At 44.9% G+C, this 19,665-nt stretch carries 32 protein-coding genes; 6 read left to right on the top strand and 26 right to left on the bottom strand.

Features of this window, described 5'->3' with window-relative positions; translation table 11 throughout:
• Positions 1 to 12 precede the first annotated feature (12 nt).
• From EV213_RS18050 to EV213_RS17960, 23 genes are all read right to left on the bottom strand, one after another.
• A complete protein-coding gene (locus tag EV213_RS18050; RefSeq protein WP_133581969.1) occupies positions 13 to 303 on the bottom strand; it encodes a hypothetical protein in 291 nt (96 codons plus the stop codon).
• Positions 293 to 532, bottom strand: a complete 240-nt coding sequence (locus EV213_RS18045; RefSeq protein WP_133581968.1) for a hypothetical protein — start codon at positions 530 to 532, stop codon at positions 293 to 295. Before EV213_RS18045 ends, EV213_RS18050 begins: the two co-directional genes overlap by 11 nt.
• Positions 510 to 713, bottom strand: a complete 204-nt coding sequence (locus EV213_RS18040; protein WP_133581967.1) for a hypothetical protein — start codon at positions 711 to 713, stop codon at positions 510 to 512. Before EV213_RS18040 ends, EV213_RS18045 begins: the two co-directional genes overlap by 23 nt.
• Positions 706 to 849, bottom strand: a complete 144-nt coding sequence (locus EV213_RS20890; protein WP_166639404.1) for a hypothetical protein — start codon at positions 847 to 849, stop codon at positions 706 to 708. Before EV213_RS20890 ends, EV213_RS18040 begins: the two co-directional genes overlap by 8 nt.
• Complete coding sequence (locus EV213_RS18035; RefSeq protein ID WP_133581966.1) at positions 843 to 1,286, bottom strand: hypothetical protein; 444 nt, start codon at positions 1,284 to 1,286, stop codon at positions 843 to 845. The genes EV213_RS20890 and EV213_RS18035 overlap by 7 nt, the downstream gene beginning before the upstream one ends.
• Positions 1,287 to 1,295: 9 nt before the next feature.
• Positions 1,296 to 1,469 (bottom strand): hypothetical protein, encoded by a 174-nt coding sequence (locus EV213_RS20885; RefSeq protein ID WP_166639403.1) that lies wholly within the window; start codon positions 1,467 to 1,469, stop codon positions 1,296 to 1,298.
• Positions 1,450 to 1,995: a Holliday junction resolvase RecU gene (locus EV213_RS18030; RefSeq protein ID WP_133581965.1), complete on the bottom strand. Its 546-nt coding sequence runs from the start codon at positions 1,993 to 1,995 to the stop codon at positions 1,450 to 1,452. Before EV213_RS18030 ends, EV213_RS20885 begins: the two co-directional genes overlap by 20 nt.
• Positions 1,982 to 2,230 carry a hypothetical protein gene (locus tag EV213_RS18025; RefSeq protein ID WP_133581964.1) on the bottom strand — a complete coding sequence of 83 codons (249 nt, stop codon included), beginning with the start codon at positions 2,228 to 2,230 and terminating at the stop codon, positions 1,982 to 1,984. The genes EV213_RS18030 and EV213_RS18025 overlap by 14 nt, the downstream gene beginning before the upstream one ends.
• The gene (locus tag EV213_RS18020; protein ID WP_208112781.1) at positions 2,227 to 2,643 is read right to left on the bottom strand and encodes a hypothetical protein; all 417 of its coding nucleotides are present in this window, start codon (positions 2,641 to 2,643) and stop codon (positions 2,227 to 2,229) included. Before EV213_RS18020 ends, EV213_RS18025 begins: the two co-directional genes overlap by 4 nt.
• A gap of 8 nt (positions 2,644 to 2,651) precedes the next feature.
• Complete coding sequence (locus EV213_RS18015) at positions 2,652 to 3,623, bottom strand: DNA-methyltransferase (protein ID WP_133581962.1); 972 nt, start codon at positions 3,621 to 3,623, stop codon at positions 2,652 to 2,654.
• On the bottom strand, positions 3,613 to 3,957 hold the full coding sequence (locus EV213_RS18010; RefSeq protein ID WP_133581961.1) for a hypothetical protein: 345 nt from the start codon (positions 3,955 to 3,957) through the stop codon (positions 3,613 to 3,615). Before EV213_RS18010 ends, EV213_RS18015 begins: the two co-directional genes overlap by 11 nt.
• Positions 3,954 to 4,097 (bottom strand): Fur-regulated basic protein FbpA, encoded by a 144-nt coding sequence (locus tag EV213_RS18005; protein ID WP_133581960.1) that lies wholly within the window; start codon positions 4,095 to 4,097, stop codon positions 3,954 to 3,956. The genes EV213_RS18010 and EV213_RS18005 overlap by 4 nt, the downstream gene beginning before the upstream one ends.
• 177 nt (positions 4,098 to 4,274) lie before the next feature.
• Positions 4,275 to 5,072, bottom strand: coding sequence for an ATP-binding protein (locus EV213_RS18000; RefSeq protein WP_166639402.1), 798 nt, complete (start codon positions 5,070 to 5,072; stop codon positions 4,275 to 4,277).
• A 10-nt stretch (positions 5,073 to 5,082) separates the two neighbouring features.
• Positions 5,083 to 5,811, bottom strand: a complete 729-nt coding sequence (locus tag EV213_RS17995; protein ID WP_133581958.1) for a DnaD domain-containing protein — start codon at positions 5,809 to 5,811, stop codon at positions 5,083 to 5,085.
• A 169-nt stretch (positions 5,812 to 5,980) separates the two neighbouring features.
• Positions 5,981 to 6,895 carry a recombination protein RecT gene (recT, locus tag EV213_RS17990; protein ID WP_133581957.1) on the bottom strand — a complete coding sequence of 305 codons (915 nt, stop codon included), beginning with the start codon at positions 6,893 to 6,895 and terminating at the stop codon, positions 5,981 to 5,983.
• Positions 6,895 to 7,845, bottom strand: a complete 951-nt coding sequence (locus EV213_RS17985; protein ID WP_133581956.1) for a YqaJ viral recombinase family nuclease — start codon at positions 7,843 to 7,845, stop codon at positions 6,895 to 6,897. The genes recT and EV213_RS17985 overlap by 1 nt, the downstream gene beginning before the upstream one ends.
• Before the next feature lie 73 nt (positions 7,846 to 7,918).
• Positions 7,919 to 8,092 (bottom strand): hypothetical protein, encoded by a 174-nt coding sequence (locus tag EV213_RS20880; protein ID WP_166639401.1) that lies wholly within the window; start codon positions 8,090 to 8,092, stop codon positions 7,919 to 7,921.
• Positions 8,089 to 8,262, bottom strand: coding sequence for a hypothetical protein (locus EV213_RS20875; RefSeq protein ID WP_166639400.1), 174 nt, complete (start codon positions 8,260 to 8,262; stop codon positions 8,089 to 8,091). The genes EV213_RS20880 and EV213_RS20875 overlap by 4 nt, the downstream gene beginning before the upstream one ends.
• Positions 8,263 to 8,364: 102 nt before the next feature.
• A complete protein-coding gene (locus tag EV213_RS17980; protein ID WP_133581955.1) occupies positions 8,365 to 8,655 on the bottom strand; it encodes a hypothetical protein in 291 nt (96 codons plus the stop codon).
• 246 nt (positions 8,656 to 8,901) lie between these two features.
• Entirely contained in the window at positions 8,902 to 9,183 is a 282-nt protein-coding gene (locus tag EV213_RS17975; RefSeq protein WP_133581954.1) for a hypothetical protein, read from the bottom strand.
• Positions 9,180 to 9,836, bottom strand: coding sequence for a helix-turn-helix domain-containing protein (locus tag EV213_RS17970; protein WP_133581953.1), 657 nt, complete (start codon positions 9,834 to 9,836; stop codon positions 9,180 to 9,182). The genes EV213_RS17975 and EV213_RS17970 overlap by 4 nt, the downstream gene beginning before the upstream one ends.
• 43 nt (positions 9,837 to 9,879) lie before the next feature.
• A complete protein-coding gene (locus tag EV213_RS17965) occupies positions 9,880 to 10,200 on the bottom strand; it encodes a hypothetical protein (protein ID WP_133581952.1) in 321 nt (106 codons plus the stop codon).
• A gap of 12 nt (positions 10,201 to 10,212) precedes the next feature.
• A complete protein-coding gene (locus EV213_RS17960) occupies positions 10,213 to 10,437 on the bottom strand; it encodes a helix-turn-helix transcriptional regulator (RefSeq protein ID WP_133581951.1) in 225 nt (74 codons plus the stop codon).
• Positions 10,438 to 10,588: 151 nt separating this feature from the next.
• On the opposite strand from EV213_RS17960, the gene EV213_RS17955 reads away from it, so the two are divergent.
• The 4 genes from EV213_RS17955 (at position 10,589) to EV213_RS17940 (ending at position 13,499) form a co-directional block, all read left to right on the top strand.
• Positions 10,589 to 11,056: a helix-turn-helix domain-containing protein gene (locus EV213_RS17955; RefSeq protein ID WP_133581950.1), complete on the top strand. Its 468-nt coding sequence runs from the start codon at positions 10,589 to 10,591 to the stop codon at positions 11,054 to 11,056.
• A 12-nt stretch (positions 11,057 to 11,068) separates the two neighbouring features.
• Positions 11,069 to 11,500: an ImmA/IrrE family metallo-endopeptidase gene (locus EV213_RS17950; RefSeq protein WP_133581949.1), complete on the top strand. Its 432-nt coding sequence runs from the start codon at positions 11,069 to 11,071 to the stop codon at positions 11,498 to 11,500.
• Between the two features lie 73 nt (positions 11,501 to 11,573).
• Positions 11,574 to 12,287 (top strand): thermonuclease family protein, encoded by a 714-nt coding sequence (locus EV213_RS17945; RefSeq protein ID WP_133581948.1) that lies wholly within the window; start codon positions 11,574 to 11,576, stop codon positions 12,285 to 12,287.
• 18 nt (positions 12,288 to 12,305) lie between these two features.
• Positions 12,306 to 13,499, top strand: a complete 1,194-nt coding sequence (locus EV213_RS17940) for a tyrosine-type recombinase/integrase (protein ID WP_133582016.1) — start codon at positions 12,306 to 12,308, stop codon at positions 13,497 to 13,499.
• A 102-nt stretch (positions 13,500 to 13,601) separates the two neighbouring features.
• On the opposite strand, the gene groL is transcribed toward EV213_RS17940, so the two are convergent.
• Both groL and groES read right to left on the bottom strand, forming a co-directional pair.
• Positions 13,602 to 15,239 (bottom strand): chaperonin GroEL, encoded by a 1,638-nt coding sequence (gene groL, locus EV213_RS17935; RefSeq protein ID WP_133581947.1) that lies wholly within the window; start codon positions 15,237 to 15,239, stop codon positions 13,602 to 13,604.
• Positions 15,240 to 15,303: 64 nt separating this feature from the next.
• The gene (gene groES / locus EV213_RS17930; RefSeq protein ID WP_133581946.1) at positions 15,304 to 15,588 is read right to left on the bottom strand and encodes a co-chaperone GroES; all 285 of its coding nucleotides are present in this window, start codon (positions 15,586 to 15,588) and stop codon (positions 15,304 to 15,306) included.
• A 355-nt stretch (positions 15,589 to 15,943) separates the two neighbouring features.
• Between groES and EV213_RS17925 the strand changes: the two genes are divergently transcribed.
• Together EV213_RS17925 and EV213_RS17920 are read left to right on the top strand one after the other, a co-directional pair.
• Positions 15,944 to 16,663 (top strand): CPBP family intramembrane glutamic endopeptidase, encoded by a 720-nt coding sequence (locus EV213_RS17925; RefSeq protein ID WP_133581945.1) that lies wholly within the window; start codon positions 15,944 to 15,946, stop codon positions 16,661 to 16,663.
• Positions 16,664 to 16,873, top strand: coding sequence for a DUF4305 domain-containing protein (locus tag EV213_RS17920; RefSeq protein ID WP_133581944.1), 210 nt, complete (start codon positions 16,664 to 16,666; stop codon positions 16,871 to 16,873).
• A 604-nt stretch (positions 16,874 to 17,477) separates the two neighbouring features.
• On the opposite strand, the gene EV213_RS17915 is transcribed toward EV213_RS17920, so the two are convergent.
• Positions 17,478 to 19,592, bottom strand: a complete 2,115-nt coding sequence (locus EV213_RS17915; protein WP_133581943.1) for an RNA degradosome polyphosphate kinase — start codon at positions 19,590 to 19,592, stop codon at positions 17,478 to 17,480.
• Between the last annotated feature and the right edge of the window lie 73 nt (positions 19,593 to 19,665).

Below are 19,665 nucleotides of genomic sequence, written 5' to 3'. Positions count from 1 at the left end.
GAGGGGCGTTTTTTATTGTATTTTGATTCCTGTAACAACCTCGCTATAAGTCCTTAAACTCACGTATGATTGACGTTCTTCAAGGTATTTTTTTATCTCGGCATTTGTTGCGTGCCTTTCAACGAAATCCTCAACCCATTCACTTCGATACAGATCAACCGTTCGTTCGTCGATTAAAAACAAATTTTCCGTTTTATAAATCCCTGGATAATCAGTTTTTTCTCTAACATACATAATGTTTTTTTCGTTTCCGAGACTGCTCGTTGTTTCATTAGCATAAAAATCACCCACTTTAACTTTCACCTTGTCTCCCCCTCTCAATAATGTCGCTGATGTTATTCAGGATCCCATGCAACTCTTGCTTCTCTTTATCCTCGTATTTCACGTGTTCTTTATAATCATGAATGGTTTTAATACAATTACGACACAGATGCCTCAACGACATGCTGTTAAGCTCCACCAGCGCCTCTCTCAATTCGTCATTAGACAGTTTGAGTAGATCGTTTACGCTAGGAGTGATCGGTTTGCCCATCTTCTTCCTCCCTCGCTGCCTTCTCAGCGCGTTCTTTTTCAATCATTTTCACCGCTGCCGCAGCTTGTTCGTTTGAGAGATAATGCACCGCCTCAAATGTAAAGCCTCCGAATCCAATCAATTTTGCTTTGTCCTCGCCAAAAACCTCGACCAAATGGTTGTATGCCGTTGGGTTATTCAATCCGATTCCTCAATTCCTTACGCCATGCTTCTAAACTGGCTTCTTTCGCCTCTTCATGCTCTTCCAAAATCACCTTGCGTTGCCACTCCAATTGGGTGAGTTCTTTTTCGGGCTGAACAACTGATAGCACTACCATGCGATCGCCTTCTTTTCATTTATTTTCTGCATATATGACTTCGTAGCTTCACGATGTAGCGAACGAATCATGGAATATTTCAAAATGTCCTCATCGACCATCAATGCTTGTCGCTTAGCTCTTTTAACCGAATCCCCCCATACATACACTCCGATGCCTACAGGGATTTCATCTTGAATTTTTTCATAGAGCTGAGGAGTCAGAACAAAATAATTGTAGTGACCGACGAACGTCTTTTTGGCGGTGCTCCGAAAGTCAGATACAGAGCATTTAATCTCATAACAGCGCCAGATGCCTTTCGTGTCGTAGGTCATATAATCAACTCGTTCTCGACCTTCTTTGCCGATTGTTACTTCAAAACAGGCGAAGGTTCCGAGTTTTCGTGTGGAAAGGTAAATTCGCCTTTCAAGCATTTTTGTCACATCACTCTTTGCCATGTCACCCTCCTAATCTTTGAAATCGTACTGACTGCCACTCTTAACAAGCACATCATGCCTCTTGCTGTAGATGTTTTGGCGCCTGATAAACTCTTTGTTAATGCCTTCCTCGTAAACAGTAACCACCAGCAAGCGTTCTCGATCAGCCGAAACAGCCTTTGTTTCAACCACTCTGCGAGTCACGGAAAACACCGCCTATGCTGTCCAATACAGCCAGATAATCAAGCGCCGCCCGTCCAGACTTCACCTCGTACGCAAAACTATCAAAGTCTGCGCGCGGTATGCTCTTGCGTCCTCCACTAGCAGCGCCCATGACGTAAAACAGGATGTTGGAGAAGGGACACAAGAACACCTTTCGTTCAACCGCAAACTCGATCAGCAGGAAGCACACAGCTCCTTGTGCCTCGCAATCCTGCAAGTGCTGTACTTGGTGGGCATGAAGGTTTTTAAGCTCGAATCTAGTATCTGTATGGACTGATTTAGCCTCAAAACAGATGGCTCTACCTGCGTACACTCCGTCGTAATCAACCGTACTTGGAGCCTCGTAATGCCCAATAAGTTTATTTCCCGTCACTTTGAGCACCTTGACTGGCGTTGGTCGCTTATTAATGACTGCAATGCCCTTGCGGTGGTACATGTCGTTTGATACGGTGATCAGATGCTCGAATGGCATCCCTCTGTTGGCTTGCGAGGATTTAATCTTTCTCATCCTTACGCCACCTCACTTCCTCTGCCATGCCTTCCCAACGACCAACTACCAAAGCCATGTCTTCCAATGCGTCGTTCGCCAATTTCAAGCCAACCTTGACCTCCATAAATGGGACCTTTTCTTTGTATGGATCAGCCTTGCCAATCTCAACCTGTATCTGCTTGCTTTTCAATTCTAGTTTTCGAGCAAGTTCCAGCGCTTGAGTACGAAGGATCTGTTCACGGATGCTACTCATTTGCTCCCCTCCCACTCACATAAAAGCAAAGTCTGATACGCCTTGTTCTGCCGTTCAAGCGCCTCTACGCGTTCAACGCGGTTATCATGAGCCTTTTGTAGCGCCAAATGTGTTTTCTTGAGCGCTTCGTAATCTTCTCTGAGACGGTCATCTTCTTTCGGCTGAACTGGTTTTACCCTGCGATAATACCGTTTGTCTTTAAAACCTATTTCTGCGCTTAAAGGAGTGCCATCATCCCTTTTATGAACGAAATTTCCTTTGTGAAGAAAAATTTCATACCGCTTGCCGATGGTCAGGCCTTTAACCTCTTCGCCTTCCCAAACAAAGCAATCACCTTCTCTGATTTCAGCCACATTGATCTCTACAAGATCCTTTATCTCAACTTTTCCAATAGATTTCTCGCTCATTTCCACCACTCCATTCACAATTCATTTAGTAATTCCATCTGCACACCAGATAGATAATTTTCAGCGATCTTGATATACGCTGGATTAAGCTCAATACCTAAGTACCTCCGATTAAAGCGCATCGCAACCTTTCCCGTGGTTCCTGCTCCGAAGAATGGATCTAATACAACCCCTTCTTCAGGACAACTTGATAAAACACATGGCTCAATCAACTGTTCTGGGAATGTGGCGAAATGAGCCTCTTTCCTTGGTCTTGTCGCCACTGTCCACACTGTACGTTTGTTTCTTTTCAGCAAAGGTTTATATCGAGCATTAAAACCAGAATAGGTTCGCTTTCCAAGCAGGTCTTGCTTTCGAGTCCCTAGGTTCGGGGATGACGTTACACCCCTTGAACCTCTCGGTGGGTTTGGATCACCATCGACCGCCTTTTCTTTTATCGCATCATTGTCATAGTAGTAACTTTGATTTTTGGCTAAGAGAAAGATATACTCATGAGCCTTTGTAGGTCTGTCACGTACGCTCTCAGGCATAGCGTTAGGCTTGTTCCAAACAACATCAGACCTCAAAATCCAACCATCTGCCTGCAAAGCAAATGCAACGCGCCAAGGTATGCCGATGAGGTTTTTCGGACTAAGACCAGCAGGGCTTTTGGGTAAGGTTGTAGCTATGCTTTTGGGATCCGGAATATATTTGTGTTTCGGCTGCCCCTTATCCTTGGTCGCTCCTTTTCCACTGCCAGCGTAACTATCTCCCAGGTTGAGCCAAACTGTTCCGTCATCCTTCAGCACTCGTCGCACTTCCCTGAAGACCTTCACTAGGTTAGAAACGTATTCCTCAACGGTTTCTTCAAGCCCAAGCTGTCCATCGACACCATAATCTCGCAACCCGTAATAGGGGGGGCTGGTCACAACCGTTTGGCAGGATGCGTTCGGTAACGTCTTTAGAACATCCAAGCAATTACCCTGATAAATCTTGTTAGTCTCCATTGACCAACACCTCCACTAAATCCTCTTCACGCACCCTGTAAAGCCTCCGCATATCGCAAGCAACCAGATACACCGTTTCCCATTGTTGATGCGTTTGAGTGAGGCGCCATCCATCAAACTCGTCATTAACTTCTGTTAAATCAAACGCTGTCACCATCGTCCTTTTTCCTGATACAAACCCCTGTTTATCGCCGTGGGCTTTAGCCTTATAGCGCTCTAATGTAATGCCTTCTCTTTCCTCGTCAGTCAGGTTGTCATACTCGACAGCGTAATCCTTTTGTTTTACTAGGGATCGGGCGAACGAGACTTTTTGACCTAAGCAGAAATCACTCATCCCCTCACCTCATCCAATAGATTTTTTAACTCTGCAACCGACAACTCATAAAGCTGCCGCCCGTCAACATGCTCGTAATACTCGCTATCTAGCAACTGATTGATATATTGATCCTTAACGCTTTGTAACAACTCAGCCAACAGCCAATGCCTCCTGCTCTGCGATTCTGCGTTTTAAATCTACTATGTCCCTGATGGACTTCCGCCTCCGTGCCTCATGCTCGCTATCTGAGCAGCAGACACACGGCTGTATGATCAATGACGACGATGTAACAACTGACATGTCGCCTGTTCCGTTGCATTGCTTGCACATCTAATTCACCCCATTAAATCTTTCATTCGGTAGTCCTCGCCGTTCATAACAACGATTTGCGACTTGCCCATCAAGCGCGAAAATCTGCGCGCCTTCTTTTTATCCTCAGTCATTTCACCTTTGCCCAAATTGGTTGTGTAGATGGTATGACGTCCTGCCCTTTGGTCAAGCGTCTCGAAGAGCTTACTGCTGCCCCAATTTGCATCGGAATCCTCTGCCCCTAAGTCGTCCACGATCAAAAGATCAACCGTTGCAAGAGCTTCCATCACGTCAGCCTCAGTAAATTCCTTATGCGACCAACTGCTCTTAATCTGCGTAAATAGCCTTGGGACGCTGATCAGGATGGTTGTAAAGCCTCTCGCTTGCACCTCATGCTTGATTGAGGCTGACAGATGGCTCTTGCCCGTGCCAAAGCTCCCTTGAAAAAACAAATTGATCTTGTCGTTCTTGGGGAACTCTCTGGCGTACTGTCTAGCAACCTCGTATTGCTCACGAAACGCCCCTGGATTGTAGTTATCGAATGATGCGTCCTCAAGGTCCTTATTCATGAGGGAGAAGCGATCAAAAACTTCTAGCTTCTTCTGCTGCTTCAAGCGCTTATAACGCTCCTGCGACTCCTTAGCCAGTTGAATGTCCTCGCACTTGCACCCCATGTCATTGACCACTTTTTCGCCCTTACGAGGACCGACAGGAATGACCATTTCCATGCGTTTAACATGCCGTTTGCACCTCTCGCAAACAAACTCTTCAAGCACTCTGTTAGCAGGGTTTCGAAAGATTTTTGTCTCCTGTAATGACTTCACGATAGCCCTCCTAAAACGGTAAATTGTACTTCGAGTAATCCGAAAACTGAGCGACATTGCCGTTGCTCTTCGGACGAGCCTTGCCTTTGCGTCCTTGATTCTTATGGGATTCGTGAGTCCTCACGTCTTCGATGGTCAGTAGATTGAGAGACTGCCACTCACGCAGAATGGCTTCGGCATAGCGAAAGCTGTTTTTGTTGTTTTTCAGGGTGATTTCAAGGGCTTCGACAACATGCTCGTCTGTCAGATCGTCACACCACTTGCCGATTGACTCTGAGATAAATGGATTCAAGACACCGAAGTTTTTCTCGTAAAATGTGAAAGAGTTCTCGCGCACGTCTTCACCTTCTTTTCTTTTCTCTTCTTCTCTATTCTCTTGAAGTAATGTGGAAGGACTGTCGGAAGCATTGTCGGAACGTTTGTTGGAAGCATTGTCGGAAGGATTGCGAGCAATATTTGCGCACAAGTCTAAAATGGTGTAGATTGCCGCTTGGTTCCCTTTCCGAGATTTGAAATCAATCAGACCTTTTTGTTTCAGTTCATTTCTAGCAGTTGAGAGGGTTCTTACTGAAACCCCGGCACGTAACGATAATACTGATGCGGCTACCGAAAACTCGTCTGTCCATCCTGCCTTGTCATTTGTGTACATCAATGCGTACCACAAGCTGATTGCCGATGATGACAGTTGATTTCCTTCGAGCCGATCATAAAATGCATTACGTTGGTTGAAGAATTTCATTCGTCCCTCTCCTTCCTTTCACAGATGGCGACTCTACCATCTATCTTCTTGAGCACTAGGTAAGGCTCTGTGTAACTGATGTAATTCCTCACGTACTTACTGTAGGCGCTCTTGGGGTCGTTAAACCCCTGAGCCAGTCCTACGTATATTTCAGGTATCTGTATGTGGATCACTTCTTATCACTCTTGAACAGGTCGTCGATCTCATCATCGCTGAAATCTTTTTCAGGCTCTTGTGGTTGCTCTGCTTCGGGTTCAGGCTCTGGTTCACCTGGTGGATCACCCGTCGGCATGTCGAAAATATCTTCATTGATGGAACGAGCTTCTTCTGTGACGTCTTTCCTGATCGTCTCGTCTTGCGCTGCTCCTTGCTGTACTTCAATGGAGATCGGCAGATATTTGAACATCCTACGAACAACGGTTTTCTTTGCCATTTCCTCGTAGTCCGTTACCCAAGGACCTTTCTCGCCACCTTTTGAGCGCTTGCGGATTTTCTCAATCTCGTCCTTGCCTAATACCTCAATATGAAAGCCGCCATCCTTATACTTGGCTACGCCATATACCGCGAAGAAGTCACCACGGTCAGACAATGAAGGTTTGTGAACCAGCTTAGGATCTAGCCCAAACTCATATTCAAATTCATCGTTGCTGTAGACCGCCTGAGCATAAATGCTTTCGATATGTCCAGAGCGTCGTGCCAAGTCGATCATGCCTTTGTATCCGATAATGAACGTTACTTCCTTCTGCCAGACATCTTTACCGTTCGGCCCCTTCTTTTTGTTGTTGAAAGGAACGAAGTAACAATGACCGATCAGCCCAGGTTCCAACCCCAATTGAGCAGCCTGTAGTGTCGCTCCCAAAAGTGATGGGATGGTACACTCTAAAAGCGCAGGATTCTGCTGGATGGTTGTTAAGGCGATGCGCCCCATTCGATCAGCATTGATGTGGTTCGGCAAAGCGCTTTCGATTTTCGGGCCCATCTTCTTCATATAAGCCGCAATCGTTTTACTGGGATCCTGTGGTGCGTCCTTGGCGTTGTTCTGCTTGTTTGCCATTTGGTTTTTCATTGATTGGTTAGTAGCCATTAGATAGCCGCCTCCTTGACTTCAAACTTCCGTGCATTCGTTTCCTTGGAGTAACGTGTATAGATGTCAGGGCACTCTTCTTTCAAGCGTTTGCTATCCACTCTGTTCTGCGTGTAGCTTTTCCAACGGATTGTGTAAGTGCCAGCCTCGCCCTTCTCATTCGATCCCATCTGAGCTTTCAATTTGTTCTCGTATTCATTTTTGCGTTCAGTGAGGTCTTTCAATTCGGATTTCACCTGTAGCAATGCTTCTGCCAGAGTGGATGATTCAGCAGGAAGGGAAATCTTGCTGTCAGGCTCCGACATAGGGTGCATGGCGCTTAACAGGACCGTAGATGCTTCCGACCCGTCCATTTCTGGAGGGATAGCAGCAAGCACATGGTCTTCCCAAAATGCTCGTTCAATCTCGATCAAGTTATCAATAAGCTCTTGATCTCGCTCAATGCGCTTGTGTACGAATTTGTTGCCCCCAACCAGTACAGCAATCCACCATGCGTCGTATCCTGTGACGGCCATATAGTGTTGGCATTGGAGTAAATAGGCGTCCGGTATCTCTTCGCCGTCCCATTGTGCCGACAAAAAGGCTGAGGCTGTTTTGCATTCAAGCCCTTCGTTCTTGCCGACAATCAAGCGATCAACGTTAGCGAGCATCCATGTGTGTTCAGGATGGACTAGGATAGCGTTACGCTTGCGGACCTTCATCCCTGTTCGCGTCGCAAACTCTCTAGCAACAACATCCTCCATAACGTTGCCCCAGTATGCAGCTTCTGACGGTTCGTCCATGTCTGGAGCTTCTCCGATCTTCTCAAGGTACACTTGGATAGGAGAGCGATATTTGTTAAACCCTGCAACGGCTGAGGCGTCTGAGCCACCTATGCCTTTTTTGCGTTGCTCAAGCCACTCTTTACGGTCCATATCAGCCGTAGAGATCAATACGTTAGGTGCTGTCATTTTCATCCTCCTTGTCAATTTTGGGAGGGTCCCCTATAATAGGGGTACAAACCTATAGATGGACCCTCTGCGATCAGCCTGCCAGCTGGTCGTTTTTGTTTTGTTCAAAAATGCGCTGAATCTCTTGTTCGGAAACGTTGAAACGATTGGACAATTGATATACAGCCTCTTCGCCCAACACACGGAAGTGGCAGACGATGTAGAAAGCAATTTCCTTGCTCCTGCGTATTTGCTGTAACCTACTCATGCGCTAATCACCACACTTTCTTTCAAAACGAAGTTGTACATGCAATCGTGGTTGTCACAGATCACACGGTCGTCAATGATGCGGTATGCGTAGCCTTCGTGTATGTCGTCTCCACACACGTCGCATTTGCAAAGGACAGATGGTTCTTGTTCCTGCGTGTCTTTAAGCATTAATATTCCTCCTCACAGTCATCGCATTTACGCGGATAGCCTGTTGTCTCACCGTCAATCAAGTCTCCGCAGGACTCACACAACAATCCATCCAATAGTGCGTCAGTCATCGTTATCCTCCTTCTCATTCTTGCTAGGGTCAGCCGAATTACTTTGCCGTTGTTCTAATTTGTTAATTTCAGAGGAAGCAACATCAATGGCACTCCATAGACCCCTTGTTTCGTAGAAGTTTAGTTCTCCTTCTAGCTGTGACACATACTCCAATAGTTCTTTTGCATGCCAAACCTTCATAGGGAAATTCGCATGGTCCGCATGAAGCTCTGTTTCTTCTTGCAAGTTGGTTAAGATTCTTTCGATTCGCAATGAAATTTTTGCAACTCGTAACGATGCCATACTGACTCTCCTTTCATAGGATTGGTGGGAAATTCACACCGTAATGCCTAGGCTGCCGTGCAGTGGAGGGTTCTGCTCCTAAGCATTACGGCAGGAACTTGCCTGCCGAGTGATGCGGTGTTACAATTGTTTTAGGTAATTGGGTCGCTTAAACAGCGTCTCTTTTTTTATTTGTCTTTACGTAAGCTTTTAACAACAACTGCTTCTCAAAATCACTCATTGCCAACCACATCTTAGGCATGATCTTCAAAATGAACCTCTCCTAACAACTGCGATTCTGATTCCTCGTGCAAAATGCTTTGCAACAATCGCTTTTGCGACCTCACGATCATGTTCTTCTTTTCTCTTAATCATGAGCTCCATTTCTTGCATGCATTGATAAGCAAGAAAAACGTAAATTTCCGACTGACGAAACTTTTCTGTGGTTAATTCGTCCTTATCCAATCGGGCCCATTCAAGATGCTTCTCTACTTTTTCTTTCAATCGATTAAACTCCGCTAGTTCACCAGGCATCACGTTTGGATTCATGCCATCACCCCCTGAGCTCCTAGAAACTCACGAACGTGCTCTTCGTACATCCTGTCTTTAGCATAGTCCTCGTAGTCATCGATGGACCTCATAACAACACCATCTGCAACCGCTTGTTGCACCCAACTGCTCATGGTTTGTTCAACACTTATACCAATTGCTTTTTCAACTGCAGCTGACAGACACTGACTTGCTTGCTTTACATCCATTACTTGCTTCATTGCTCTTTTTGCAACTTCCAAATGATTTTCTTTCAATGGTCGTCCAGGTCGAATATCTAAATAAACTTGCTTAAATATCTCAATCTGATCTATCGCTTCACGTAACTCTGATTGAAAATTGATAAATTGTGCCGGCACGCTTTCCAGTAGGCGCGGATCCGTTGGCGGTAAGGCAACTCCATATATGTAGAGGATCTTTTGCTTTGCCACCTTGTCCCCTACGGCATCGCACCAAGCGATCGCTAGATCCAATGGAACCTGTGAAGTGCCTTGCTCAATTCCCGTCAACCTGACTGTCGTAATGCCAAGTTCTTCCGCTAACCACTTTTTGGTGCGCCGTTCTGCTTGACAACTGCGCTCCCTTGCAATTCTCAAGATATCCTTTATCGCTGACGCCCGATAAATTCGCCCTCCTTGGTTTTTGTTCTGCATTTTGTTCGCCTCCAAATATTTAGTTGTTTCATAGATAATGTAGTTAGACAATCCCGAGTTGCTTCTGCAATCGAGGTTCTGCTTGTGGACCACGTGTTTTACTATCAACCCAAGCCAACAGCTTTTTTGTATGGACCTTCTTACCAGCTTCATCAAAAACCGGAAAATCAGGTCGTGCCATTAGTTCGGCCATGACAGTAGAACCGCATTGTAGAAATTCCATAGTTTGCGTTCTAGTCATTAGATATGGAAGGTTGTTATTCAAACGATCCTTCATTTTCTCGATTGCAAGTTCAGCGACTCGGTCTGATAGTTGCTCAGCAAGCTGCTCTATGAATTGTTTTTCAAACTGCATTGAAATCATGTGATCACCTCCTTAGGCTGAATTTGTTTTCGATCTCGATTCGTGATCGATTTGATTAAAAAAAAGCTCATCGACTGTGACATCAAAATAATTGGCTAACTTCATCTGCAAATCCCTTCGAGGGAAACGTTGGTTCGTTTCAATCATCGCGTACGTAGATTGAGGGATTCCGAGTTCTTTAGCTAGATCTCTTTGTGATAATTCGCCTCGAAGCTTTCTCATAGTATGGTTGATCATTCTGCACCTCCGATCACATATCGTGAACAACTCTTAATCACATATTAAATCACACTACGTGGCTTGTCAATGATTTTCGATCACTTTTTGTGATTTATAGTTTCTTTGATCACAATTTGTGATATAAATACGCCATGGAGGCGAAATTACGATGTCATTGGGTGAAAAAATATCTCGTTTAAGAAAAAAGAATAACCTGTCACAACAAGATCTGGCTGACAAAATAAAAATTTCGAAAAGCTCCCTAGGTATGTATGAAATCGATAAAAGACAGCCGAATTATGCGACACTACAAAAAATATCAAACCATTTCGGTGTGACAGTCGATTACCTTTTAAATGAAGATGAAGAAGAAAAGTCTGACCAAGAAAAGATGGCGCAGAAAGATGATGTACTTACAGATAAAGATGAACGCGACATCGCTAGACGCATGAAGAAAATGCGAGAAGACTTAATGGCCGGCAACGACACTGAAGGGTTAAGTTTTTCCGGGGAGCCTATGAGTGAAGAAGCGATTGAGTCACTACTTGAAGCCTTGGAGTATGCTGAAAGGCAAACAACACGAATCAACAAAAAGTACATCCCAAAAAAACATAGAAAAAACGACGACAAGCTTTAGGGGATGAGCAGTATGTGGATTAAAGAGAGGGTCAATTTATTAATTAACAGATATAGGACTAACAACCCTTTTGAAATCGCTTCAGAGCAGAAGATTTCTGTAGTTAAACAAGACATGCATGAAGAGATCATGGGGTTTTACAAATACATTAGAAGAGCTCAGTACATTTTTGTGAATTCCAATTTGAATTGCGCAGAACAGACGTTTACCTGCGCTCATGAATTAGGACACTCGCAATTGCATCGGGAGATTAATACGCCTTTCCTTCGCCACAAGACGCTTTATTCAGTGGACAAAGTGGAACAGGAAGCAAATATGTTTGCTGTAGAGCTACTCATGCACGATGAAGAGTTGTACAAGCTGGGGGATACTGCACTAACGATTTCCGATGCTGCCACTTTATATGGCGTCCCTCGTGAAATTGCACATTTGAAAAAATATTAAACCTGTGAGGTCATCTGGCCTTTTTATTTTTAACCCTCAACACGAACATACATTCTTAAAAGGAGTCAAGGCAATGAAGAAATCACACTTACTTATTACTATCGGTCTGTTTTTAACTGGATGCCAACAAGCTCCATCTGTCGATATGCCAAGCGTTGCTGAAATACAAGACGATGGCCAAGTTGTGAATGCAACAGTTACACGGATTGTGGACGGCGACACAATAGAGATTAGTTTTGATGGCAAAGAGGAATCAGTCCGTTTGTTACTGGTAGATACCCCTGAAACAGTGCATCCGAATGAGCCTGTTCAACTGTTCGGACCCGAGGCATCGGCATTTGCTAAGGACGTTCTCGCGGGTGAAGTAGTCCAATTGGAATACGACGGTCCTATTAAAGACAAATACGATCGTTTGCTAGGGTACATATGGATCGATGGACAGAACTATAATCAGATGTTGCTTGAAGAAGGACTCGCTCGGTATGCGTATGTGTACGATCCTCCATATAAATATCAAGATGATTTTGTTGCCGCTGAGGAAATCGCTCGCGACGAAGGTATTGGCATCTGGAGTATACCTGGCCATGTGACAGAAGACGGGTTTACGGTAGCAGTCGAAGTAGAAACAGATGAGCTTGACGAAAAATCAGTTGATTTTGAAGACAAAAATTGTAGTGACTTTGAATCTCAGAAGGATGCACAGACATTTTATGAGGCGAACGACCCTGCAAACGACCCTCATGGATTGGACGGCGACGGTAATGGGCTAGTTTGTGAAAGCCTTTAATGAAAGGAGGTGAGAAAAATGCATTGTAGAGAGGTAAAAAAAGGTGTCTGGGAATGTGTTGCTGACGGTCCAACCGATGCTGTAACTGGCAAGCGGAGACAGTTACGAAGACGTGGAAAAACTCGAAAAGAAACTGCAAGTAAAGTAGAAAAGGCGCTTCGGGAATTAAGTGAGGATCTTATCGATGAGAAGAGAGTTCGGAAAAAAACATTTCAGATGGTCGCTAATGAATGGATCCTTGTTTATGCAGCAAGTGGAGTTAAACGATCTTCTGTCAGGATAAGACAAAAAGAGATCAACATATTATGTAGGTACATTGCCAGCGTTAATATAGCGAAGATCAGCCACAAAATGTATCAAAATATATTAATTGATCTAACCGATGAAGATTACGCTCGAACAACGATAAGCGGCGTCAATTCATGTGCAGGTATGATTTTCAAATATGCTATACGAGATAAGCTGATTAAGATGAGTCCTGCAGATGGTGCTATCGTTCCTAAAAAAAGGCGTTCAGTAGAGGAGATAGAAAAAGAGACGATAGAAGAAAAATACTTGGAGGTCGACGAATTAAATCAATTCTTAAAAGCAACAACAAAGCATGGTCTAGACCTAGACAAAGAAAGGTTCTTTTTAATGGCATTTACAGGGATGCGCCCAGGAGAGTTGTGCGCTCTTAAATGGTCGGACTGTGATTTTGCTAAACAAACAATCCGAATAACAAAAACGCTTTATAATGAAGATAACAATATGAGGAAATACGAATTGACGCCACCAAAAACGGAGGGGTCAGTAAGGACTATTGCTGTGGCAGATGAGATTATGGAGATGCTCAGACCATTGAAAGTGCAACAAAGCAGATTACGTCTACTTGCCGAGCCAGAAGAATACCATGATGAAAACTTCATGTTCGCTCGACCGAACGGTTATCCTTTTATACCAAAAACATTAATTACACGTATGGAAAGACTCTTGGACAAGACTTCCATTAGTGAAACCAAAAAGGCTACACCACATATTTTTAGACACACACACATTTCAATGCTCACTGCTGCGAAAGTAGCTTTACCAAGCATCATGGAACGGGTCGGACATGAGGACGCGAAAACCACATTAAAGATATACACTCACGTTACCAAGAAAACAAAAGAGGATGACACGAAAAGAGTCGCAGAGACCTTCGGTGCCATCCTCAATATTGGGGCGAGCTGAACTTTTCTCGGGAGAAATGTGATATTTATGTGATATTTCTCTCGAAAAAGGCTGTTTTCAAACGCCGGAACCCTTGGGGCACAAGGGTTTTCCGGTGAATTGTTACATCATGCCGCCCATTCCACCCATACCGCCCATGCCGCCCATATCAGGAGCGCCACCAGCGTTTTCTTCAGGCTTGTCAGCAATCACGGCTTCTGTTGTGAGGAACATTGCCGATACGGATGCTGCGTTTTGTAGAGCGTAACGTGTTACTTTTGTTGGATCGACGATACCGGCTTCGATCATGTTGACCCATTCACCAGTAGCGGCGTTGAAGCCAACACCGATTTGTTCGTTTTTCAAGCGCTCAACAACGACGGAGCCTTCAAGGCCTGCGTTATGTGCGATTTGACGAACTGGCTCTTCGAGGGCACGTAGAACGATTTTGACACCAGTTTCTATGTCGCCTTCAGCGTCGATTTCAGCGACTTTGTTGTAGATGTTTACAAGCGCTGTTCCCCCACCGGATACGATGCCTTCTTCTACTGCTGCACGTGTAGAGTTAAGGGCGTCTTCGATGCGTAGTTTACGCTCTTTCAATTCAGTTTCAGTCGCTGCGCCAACTTTGATGACAGCAACGCCGCCAGAAAGCTTAGCTAAGCGCTCTTGAAGCTTTTCTTTGTCGAAGTCAGACGTTGTTTCTTCTACTTGTGCACGGATTTGGCTTACGCGACCAGCGATTTGGTCTGCTTGTCCAGCACCTTCAACAACAGTAGTGTTTTCTTTTGTGACAACGACTTTAGATGCGCGACCAAGCTGGTTGATCGTTGCGGATTTCAAGTCGATACCAAGGTCCTCTGTGATTACTTCTGCGCCAGTTAATACAGCGATGTCTTCAAGCATTGCTTTACGACGGTCACCGAAACCAGGTGCTTTTACAGCCACAGCGTTAAATGTGCCACGAAGTTTGTTCAATACGAGTGTCGCCAATGCTTCGCCTTCAACATCTTCAGCGATGATAAGGATTGGACGGCTCTGTTGAACAACCTGCTCAAGCAAAGGAAGAACTTCCTGAATGCTAGAGATTTTTTTGTCTGTCACAAGGATGTATGGATCTTCAAGTACAGCTTCCATTTTGTCCTGGTCAGACACCATGTATGGTGATGCGTAGCCGCGGTCGAATTGCATTCCTTCGACAACTTCAAGCTCTGTAGAGAACCCTTTAGACTCTTCAATGGTAATAACGCCGTCGTTTCCAACGCGCTCCATTGCAGCTGCGATCAATTGACCAACTTCATTGTCAGCAGCAGAAACAGATGCCACTTGTGCAATGGATTCTTTGCCTTCGATTGGCTTAGAGATGCTTTGAAGTTCTTTTACAGCGACTTCAGTTGCCTTCTCGATCCCACGACGAATGCCCATTGGGTTAGCGCCAGAAGTTACGTTTTTCAAGCCTTCGCGAATCATCGCTTGCGCAAGAACGGTTGCTGTTGTTGTTCCGTCCCCAGCAACGTCATTTGTTTTGCTTGCCACTTCAGCAACAAGCTTTGCACCCATGTTTTCGAATGCATCTTCAAGCTCGATTTCTTTTGCGATCGTTACACCATCATTTGTGATCAATGGAGAACCGAACTTTTTCTCAAGAACGACGTTACGTCCTTTTGGTCCGAGTGTAACTTTTACTGCATCAGCAAGCGCGTCCACACCACGGAGCATGGAACGACGAGCGTCTTCGCTAAACTTAATATCCTTCGCCATAAGTAAAATCCTCCTTAAATTTTCGTTCGATGTAAAGGCCTGTCCAACTGGTGGCCACTATGTGCTATTCTACGATTGCAAGAATGTCGCTTTCGCGAATGATTAAGTATTCAGTGCCTTGGTATTTCACTTCAGTTCCCGCATATTTTGAAAAGATGATACGATTTCCTTCTGATACTTCCAATGCGACGCGTTCGCCATTGTCCTTCACGTTTCCTGCGCCAACAGCAACAACTTTACCTTCTTGTGGCTTTTCTTTGGCAGAGTCTGGCAATACAATGCCACTTGCAGTGGATTCTTCAGATTCAACTAGCTCAATTATGATGCGATCACCTAACGGCTTTAACAAGTGAAACGACCTCCTTGAATATGGTTCGATTTTCCTTTTTAGCACTCGTTCGATGAGAGTGCTAAACTCAGTTCCTATGATAAAGAATCTCCAAACGTTTTGCAAGCGAGAACCTTGAAAAAACATTCGACAGGAACTGATTTGTTTTGCAAGCGGTGAAATCGCGATCACCTCAATGAATTGGTCTAATTTTTACTTCCTTTTGATATACTGGATGTTGGGAAGACATTATTCAGCCGTCATTTCTAAGACAACCTATTGATCAAAGGTCTTTGATTGAACCTTTTCAAATCGGGTATGTTAAACTAACGGAAGTGACAACAAACATAACTTTACATGCAAAAGGGGTACATATATGCCAAAACGGTATTGGTGGATTATTGCTACATTCTTCTTTGTACAATTCGGGGTTCTGCCGGTCGCCTATGGCGTCGCGCCCTATGTTTCTTCAGATGCAGAGCTAACGGCATACTCTCTGCTGATTACATCTGTCATCGGCTTCATCGTCACCCTCCTGTTGCTACGGAAGGAACGAGAGATTGGGATATGGAAACGGGACAGAGGAGCGAGCACTGGAGAATCCATTCTCTGGATCTTCCTAGGCGTCGTGCTGGCGCTAACCTCACAAATGATTGCAGCTGCCATTGAAACGTATATTTTCAGGGTTCCTGTAGGGTCGGAAAATACAGCAGGTCTAATGAACATTTACGAAGCCGCACCATTGTTTGTGCTCTACATGGTCTTCTTCGCGCCAGTGTTTGAAGAACTGATTTTCCGCAAAATCATTTTCGGTCAAGTGTATAAGAAAACGAACTTTTTCATTGCCGGTATCGTCAGTTCGCTGGCCTTTGCCGTACTCCACATGGATTTTACGCACCTGTTAATTTATACATCCATGGGCTTTGTGTTTGCTTTCCTGTATGTACGCACACAACGCATTATTATCCCAATACTCGTCCACGGGCTAATGAACTTGTTTGTCGTCGTTGGACAATCGATGATAGACCCAGAAATGCTTGAAGAATATCAGGAACAGCTCAATATTATCCTGCTTCAACTCACCGGAGGGTTTTAAATGCGCCGCCTGTCTCCAACGGTGTACGGGGTCATCTACTCAGTAATGGGCATTCTGTTTTTGTATGTGGCTGCCGAAAGCACAATGATGAACGGCTTGTGGACCTTTCCGACTATTGCCTTTCTTGCAATTGCCACCTTTGACATCGGCACAGCAATTCGCTTGTTTTTCACAGCCTATGTGATCAAGCAAGCGAAGAAAAAGAAGTGACACTCAAAAGCCCCTGATCCAGACGGTTGGATTAGGGGCTTTTTGTGTGGTATTAAAGCCGAATTACATCTTTATTCAACTTTCGCAGCGTTAAAATCAGCTTAAAAACTGATCGTGCCTTAATGGAGACAATATGAGATAGGTTTATTGAAATAAAGAGAAAAACACCTACTTTATTCAGTATAGTGAAGGGACTATGTTCACTACCCTACACTTCCAAAAGATAAAGAAGCTTTATTTTAAAAGCAAAGAATCCTTCAACATATGAAATTAGCTAGGTTGAGTAAATTTCATGACAAATATTTGCGAGACATGCCTGAGCAAGAAAAAGAATCAAAAGCAGCCACTAGCGAGACTCCAACGGGACAAGCGAGCTAAGCGAGACCCCACAGCGCACGAAGTGCCGAGGAGGCTCGCAGTTCGCCCGTGGAAAGCGAGCGTATGGCAGCTTGTATAAAAAGCAACCACAACATTGAATTGCAGGTTTACCAATCTTTATCTAAGAGTGTCCCCTAAATTAGGGTGTGGAAGTTGAGAACTCCACTTAGAATACGCCAAAAAACATGAGCTTCGTTTGATCGAAACTCATGCTGGTTTTACATATTTATTTCTTCTTCGGCTTCTTTACAGCGTCATCCTGATGCACCGCCTGAATGGCGCGTTCAAAAAGGACCCTCTGACTGTTCAACGGGGCTTTGCCCTCTGCTTGAACGCGGTGGTAGCTGCCTTGTTCATCTTGATAGCGGCTTTTGACGTTGTCTTTCAGCATGATCTCGAGACATGCATTGATTTCTTCTTTAATTTCCTTATCATTCAGAGGAAACATGATCTCCACGCGTTTTTCCATATTCCTCGTCATCATATCCGCCGATGATAGGAAATATTTATCCTCGCCTCCATAGCGGAAGTAATAGATACGCGTGTGCTCTAGAAATCGACCGACAATGCTGAAGACACGAATGTGTTCGCTCACTTCTGGAATGCCAGGGCGCAAGCAACAAATGCCGCGTACAATCAAATCTACCTTTACCCCCATGCAAGAGGCTTCGTAGAGCTTGACGATCAGCTCTTTGTCGGTGACAGAGTTCACCTTCATTATGATGTACCCATCGCCATTGTCACGGTGTCGTACCATCTCTTGCTCAATCCAAAAAATCAGATCCTCACGAATGGCAAATGGAGCCACGGAAAGCTCGTTGTATTCGGGTTCTTCTGTAAAACCGCTCAAGTAATTAAAAAAGTGTGTGGCATCTTCTCCAAGCGCAGGCGATGAGGTGAGCAGCCCTAGATCGGTATATATTCTTGCGGTTTGGTCATTGTAGTTCCCTGTCCCAAGGTGGACAAAGCGTTCGATGCCTTGAGGCGTTTTGCGGACGATGAGTGTGATTTTGCTGTGGGTTTTGAGCTGATCCATGCCGTAGATGACATGACAGCCAGCTTCTTCAAGCTCTTTCGCCCAATGTACGTTTTTTTCCTCATCAAAACGCGCCTTGAGCTCAAGCAGTACTGTCACCTGCTTGCCGTTGCCTGCGGCTCGCTTTAAGCCTTTAATGATCGGCGATTTTCCACTGACGCGGTAGAGCGTCTGCTTAATCGCCATGACCTCCGAATCGTCTGCCGCCTTCTCAATAAAATCAACAATAGGCTGGAACGATTCATACGGATGATGAAGAAGGATATCGCGATTCCGTACAGCTTCAAAGATGTCTTCATCACGACCGAGCATTTTCGGATGCTGTGACATGAGGGATGGAAAGACGTGCTTATCATAAAACGGCTCGAGCTCGCCATACAATGGATCGAGCCATGTCAGATCAAGCGAGCCATTGACGAAAAAGACATCTCGACGTTCAATGGCATGCGCCTTCAATAGAAATGACAGAATGGACTCCTCCATTCGTCCTTGCTCAACTTCCATACGAACGACAGCCTTGCGTCCTCGTTGGCGAATTTCCTTTTCAATCACGCTTAAAAGATCCCTCGACCCTTCTTCCTCGAACGACAAATCCGCATTCCGTGTAATTCGGAAAGGCGAAACGGCCAGAACGGTGTGGCCTTTAAACAATTGACCAATATGCGCTTCAATGATTTGCTCAAGCGTCACAATGACGTGACCGCCATTTTTGGTCCGCAATCGAATAAACCGTTCTAGCACAGCTGGGACCTGCACAATGGCATGCCGTTGAACGCCTTCCTTGCTTTTTAGATGAGCCACCAAATTAATGCTCATGTTCAGCAACAATGGAAACGGCCGATACAAATCCACTGCTAGTGGAGTAAGCACAGGAAACACATGGTCATGAAAGTACGTGTCGACAAGGTTTCGTTGCTCCTCATCTAGCTCACTGTATGGCAACACAGCGACGTCTAGCTCTTCCTGCATTTCTTTAAGAATGCGCTGGTACGTCTCGTATTGCTCCGCGACAAGCGTCGTTGTGTCTTCAGTCGCCAAAAACAGTTGCTGGCGAGGCGTTAGACCTGCCTTGTTTTCTGGCTGGTTAAACCCTGCTTCAATTTGATCCTTGAGCCCAGCCATTCGTACCATAAAAAATTCGTCTAGATTGGAAGAAACAATGGATAAGAAGCGCAGGCGCTCTAAAAGTGGATTTGTAATATCCTCAGCCTCTTCAAGCACGCGCATATTAAAGGCGATCCAGCTCAGCTCCCGATTGTTGTAAAACGCATGATCTCGTAAGTGTCTCTCTTTTTCCTCGGCCACGAATCTCACCTTTCACTATGTATGTCAATTTAAGTGTACCAAAGCAACCACTCTGTCACTGTAAAGCTTACGT

The organism is Aureibacillus halotolerans (assembly GCF_004363045.1).
Taxonomy (GTDB): domain Bacteria; phylum Bacillota; class Bacilli; order Bacillales; family DSM-28697; genus Aureibacillus; species Aureibacillus halotolerans.
Note: the sequence above shows the minus strand (reverse complement) of the source record. Positions and strands in the feature narration are given on the sequence as shown.

What these genes read in the sequence shown, in the direction of transcription:
- groL (WP_133581947.1), bottom strand. Translation starts at nt 15,239, where the DNA reads ATGGCGAAGGATATTAAGTTTAGCGAAGACGCTCGTCGTTCCATGCTC.
- EV213_RS17925 (WP_133581945.1), top strand. Translation starts at nt 15,944, where the DNA reads ATGCCAAAACGGTATTGGTGGATTATTGCTACATTCTTCTTTGTACAA.
- EV213_RS17995 (WP_133581958.1), bottom strand. Translation starts at nt 5,811, where the DNA reads ATGAAATTCTTCAACCAACGTAATGCATTTTATGATCGGCTCGAAGGA.
- recT (WP_133581957.1), bottom strand. Translation starts at nt 6,895, where the DNA reads ATGGCTACTAACCAATCAATGAAAAACCAAATGGCAAACAAGCAGAAC.
- EV213_RS18030 (WP_133581965.1), bottom strand. Translation starts at nt 1,995, where the DNA reads ATGAGAAAGATTAAATCCTCGCAAGCCAACAGAGGGATGCCATTCGAG.
- EV213_RS17955 (WP_133581950.1), top strand. Translation starts at nt 10,589, where the DNA reads ATGTCATTGGGTGAAAAAATATCTCGTTTAAGAAAAAAGAATAACCTG.
- EV213_RS20880 (WP_166639401.1), bottom strand. Translation starts at nt 8,092, where the DNA reads ATGAGTAGGTTACAGCAAATACGCAGGAGCAAGGAAATTGCTTTCTAC.
- EV213_RS18035 (WP_133581966.1), bottom strand. Translation starts at nt 1,286, where the DNA reads ATGGCAAAGAGTGATGTGACAAAAATGCTTGAAAGGCGAATTTACCTT.
- EV213_RS17940 (WP_133582016.1), top strand. Translation starts at nt 12,306, where the DNA reads ATGCATTGTAGAGAGGTAAAAAAAGGTGTCTGGGAATGTGTTGCTGAC.
- EV213_RS18025 (WP_133581964.1), bottom strand. Translation starts at nt 2,230, where the DNA reads ATGAGTAGCATCCGTGAACAGATCCTTCGTACTCAAGCGCTGGAACTT.
- EV213_RS18045 (WP_133581968.1), bottom strand. Translation starts at nt 532, where the DNA reads ATGGGCAAACCGATCACTCCTAGCGTAAACGATCTACTCAAACTGTCT.
- EV213_RS20875 (WP_166639400.1), bottom strand. Translation starts at nt 8,262, where the DNA reads ATGCTTAAAGACACGCAGGAACAAGAACCATCTGTCCTTTGCAAATGC.
- EV213_RS17960 (WP_133581951.1), bottom strand. Translation starts at nt 10,437, where the DNA reads ATGATCAACCATACTATGAGAAAGCTTCGAGGCGAATTATCACAAAGA.
- EV213_RS18015 (WP_133581962.1), bottom strand. Translation starts at nt 3,623, where the DNA reads ATGGAGACTAACAAGATTTATCAGGGTAATTGCTTGGATGTTCTAAAG.
- EV213_RS17950 (WP_133581949.1), top strand. Translation starts at nt 11,069, where the DNA reads ATGTGGATTAAAGAGAGGGTCAATTTATTAATTAACAGATATAGGACT.
- EV213_RS17920 (WP_133581944.1), top strand. Translation starts at nt 16,664, where the DNA reads ATGCGCCGCCTGTCTCCAACGGTGTACGGGGTCATCTACTCAGTAATG.
- EV213_RS17945 (WP_133581948.1), top strand. Translation starts at nt 11,574, where the DNA reads ATGAAGAAATCACACTTACTTATTACTATCGGTCTGTTTTTAACTGGA.
- EV213_RS17975 (WP_133581954.1), bottom strand. Translation starts at nt 9,183, where the DNA reads ATGAATCCAAACGTGATGCCTGGTGAACTAGCGGAGTTTAATCGATTG.
- EV213_RS17970 (WP_133581953.1), bottom strand. Translation starts at nt 9,836, where the DNA reads ATGCAGAACAAAAACCAAGGAGGGCGAATTTATCGGGCGTCAGCGATA.
- EV213_RS17965 (WP_133581952.1), bottom strand. Translation starts at nt 10,200, where the DNA reads ATGATTTCAATGCAGTTTGAAAAACAATTCATAGAGCAGCTTGCTGAG.
- EV213_RS17980 (WP_133581955.1), bottom strand. Translation starts at nt 8,655, where the DNA reads ATGGCATCGTTACGAGTTGCAAAAATTTCATTGCGAATCGAAAGAATC.
- EV213_RS17985 (WP_133581956.1), bottom strand. Translation starts at nt 7,845, where the DNA reads ATGACAGCACCTAACGTATTGATCTCTACGGCTGATATGGACCGTAAA.
- EV213_RS18010 (WP_133581961.1), bottom strand. Translation starts at nt 3,957, where the DNA reads ATGAGTGATTTCTGCTTAGGTCAAAAAGTCTCGTTCGCCCGATCCCTA.
- EV213_RS20890 (WP_166639404.1), bottom strand. Translation starts at nt 849, where the DNA reads ATGGTAGTGCTATCAGTTGTTCAGCCCGAAAAAGAACTCACCCAATTG.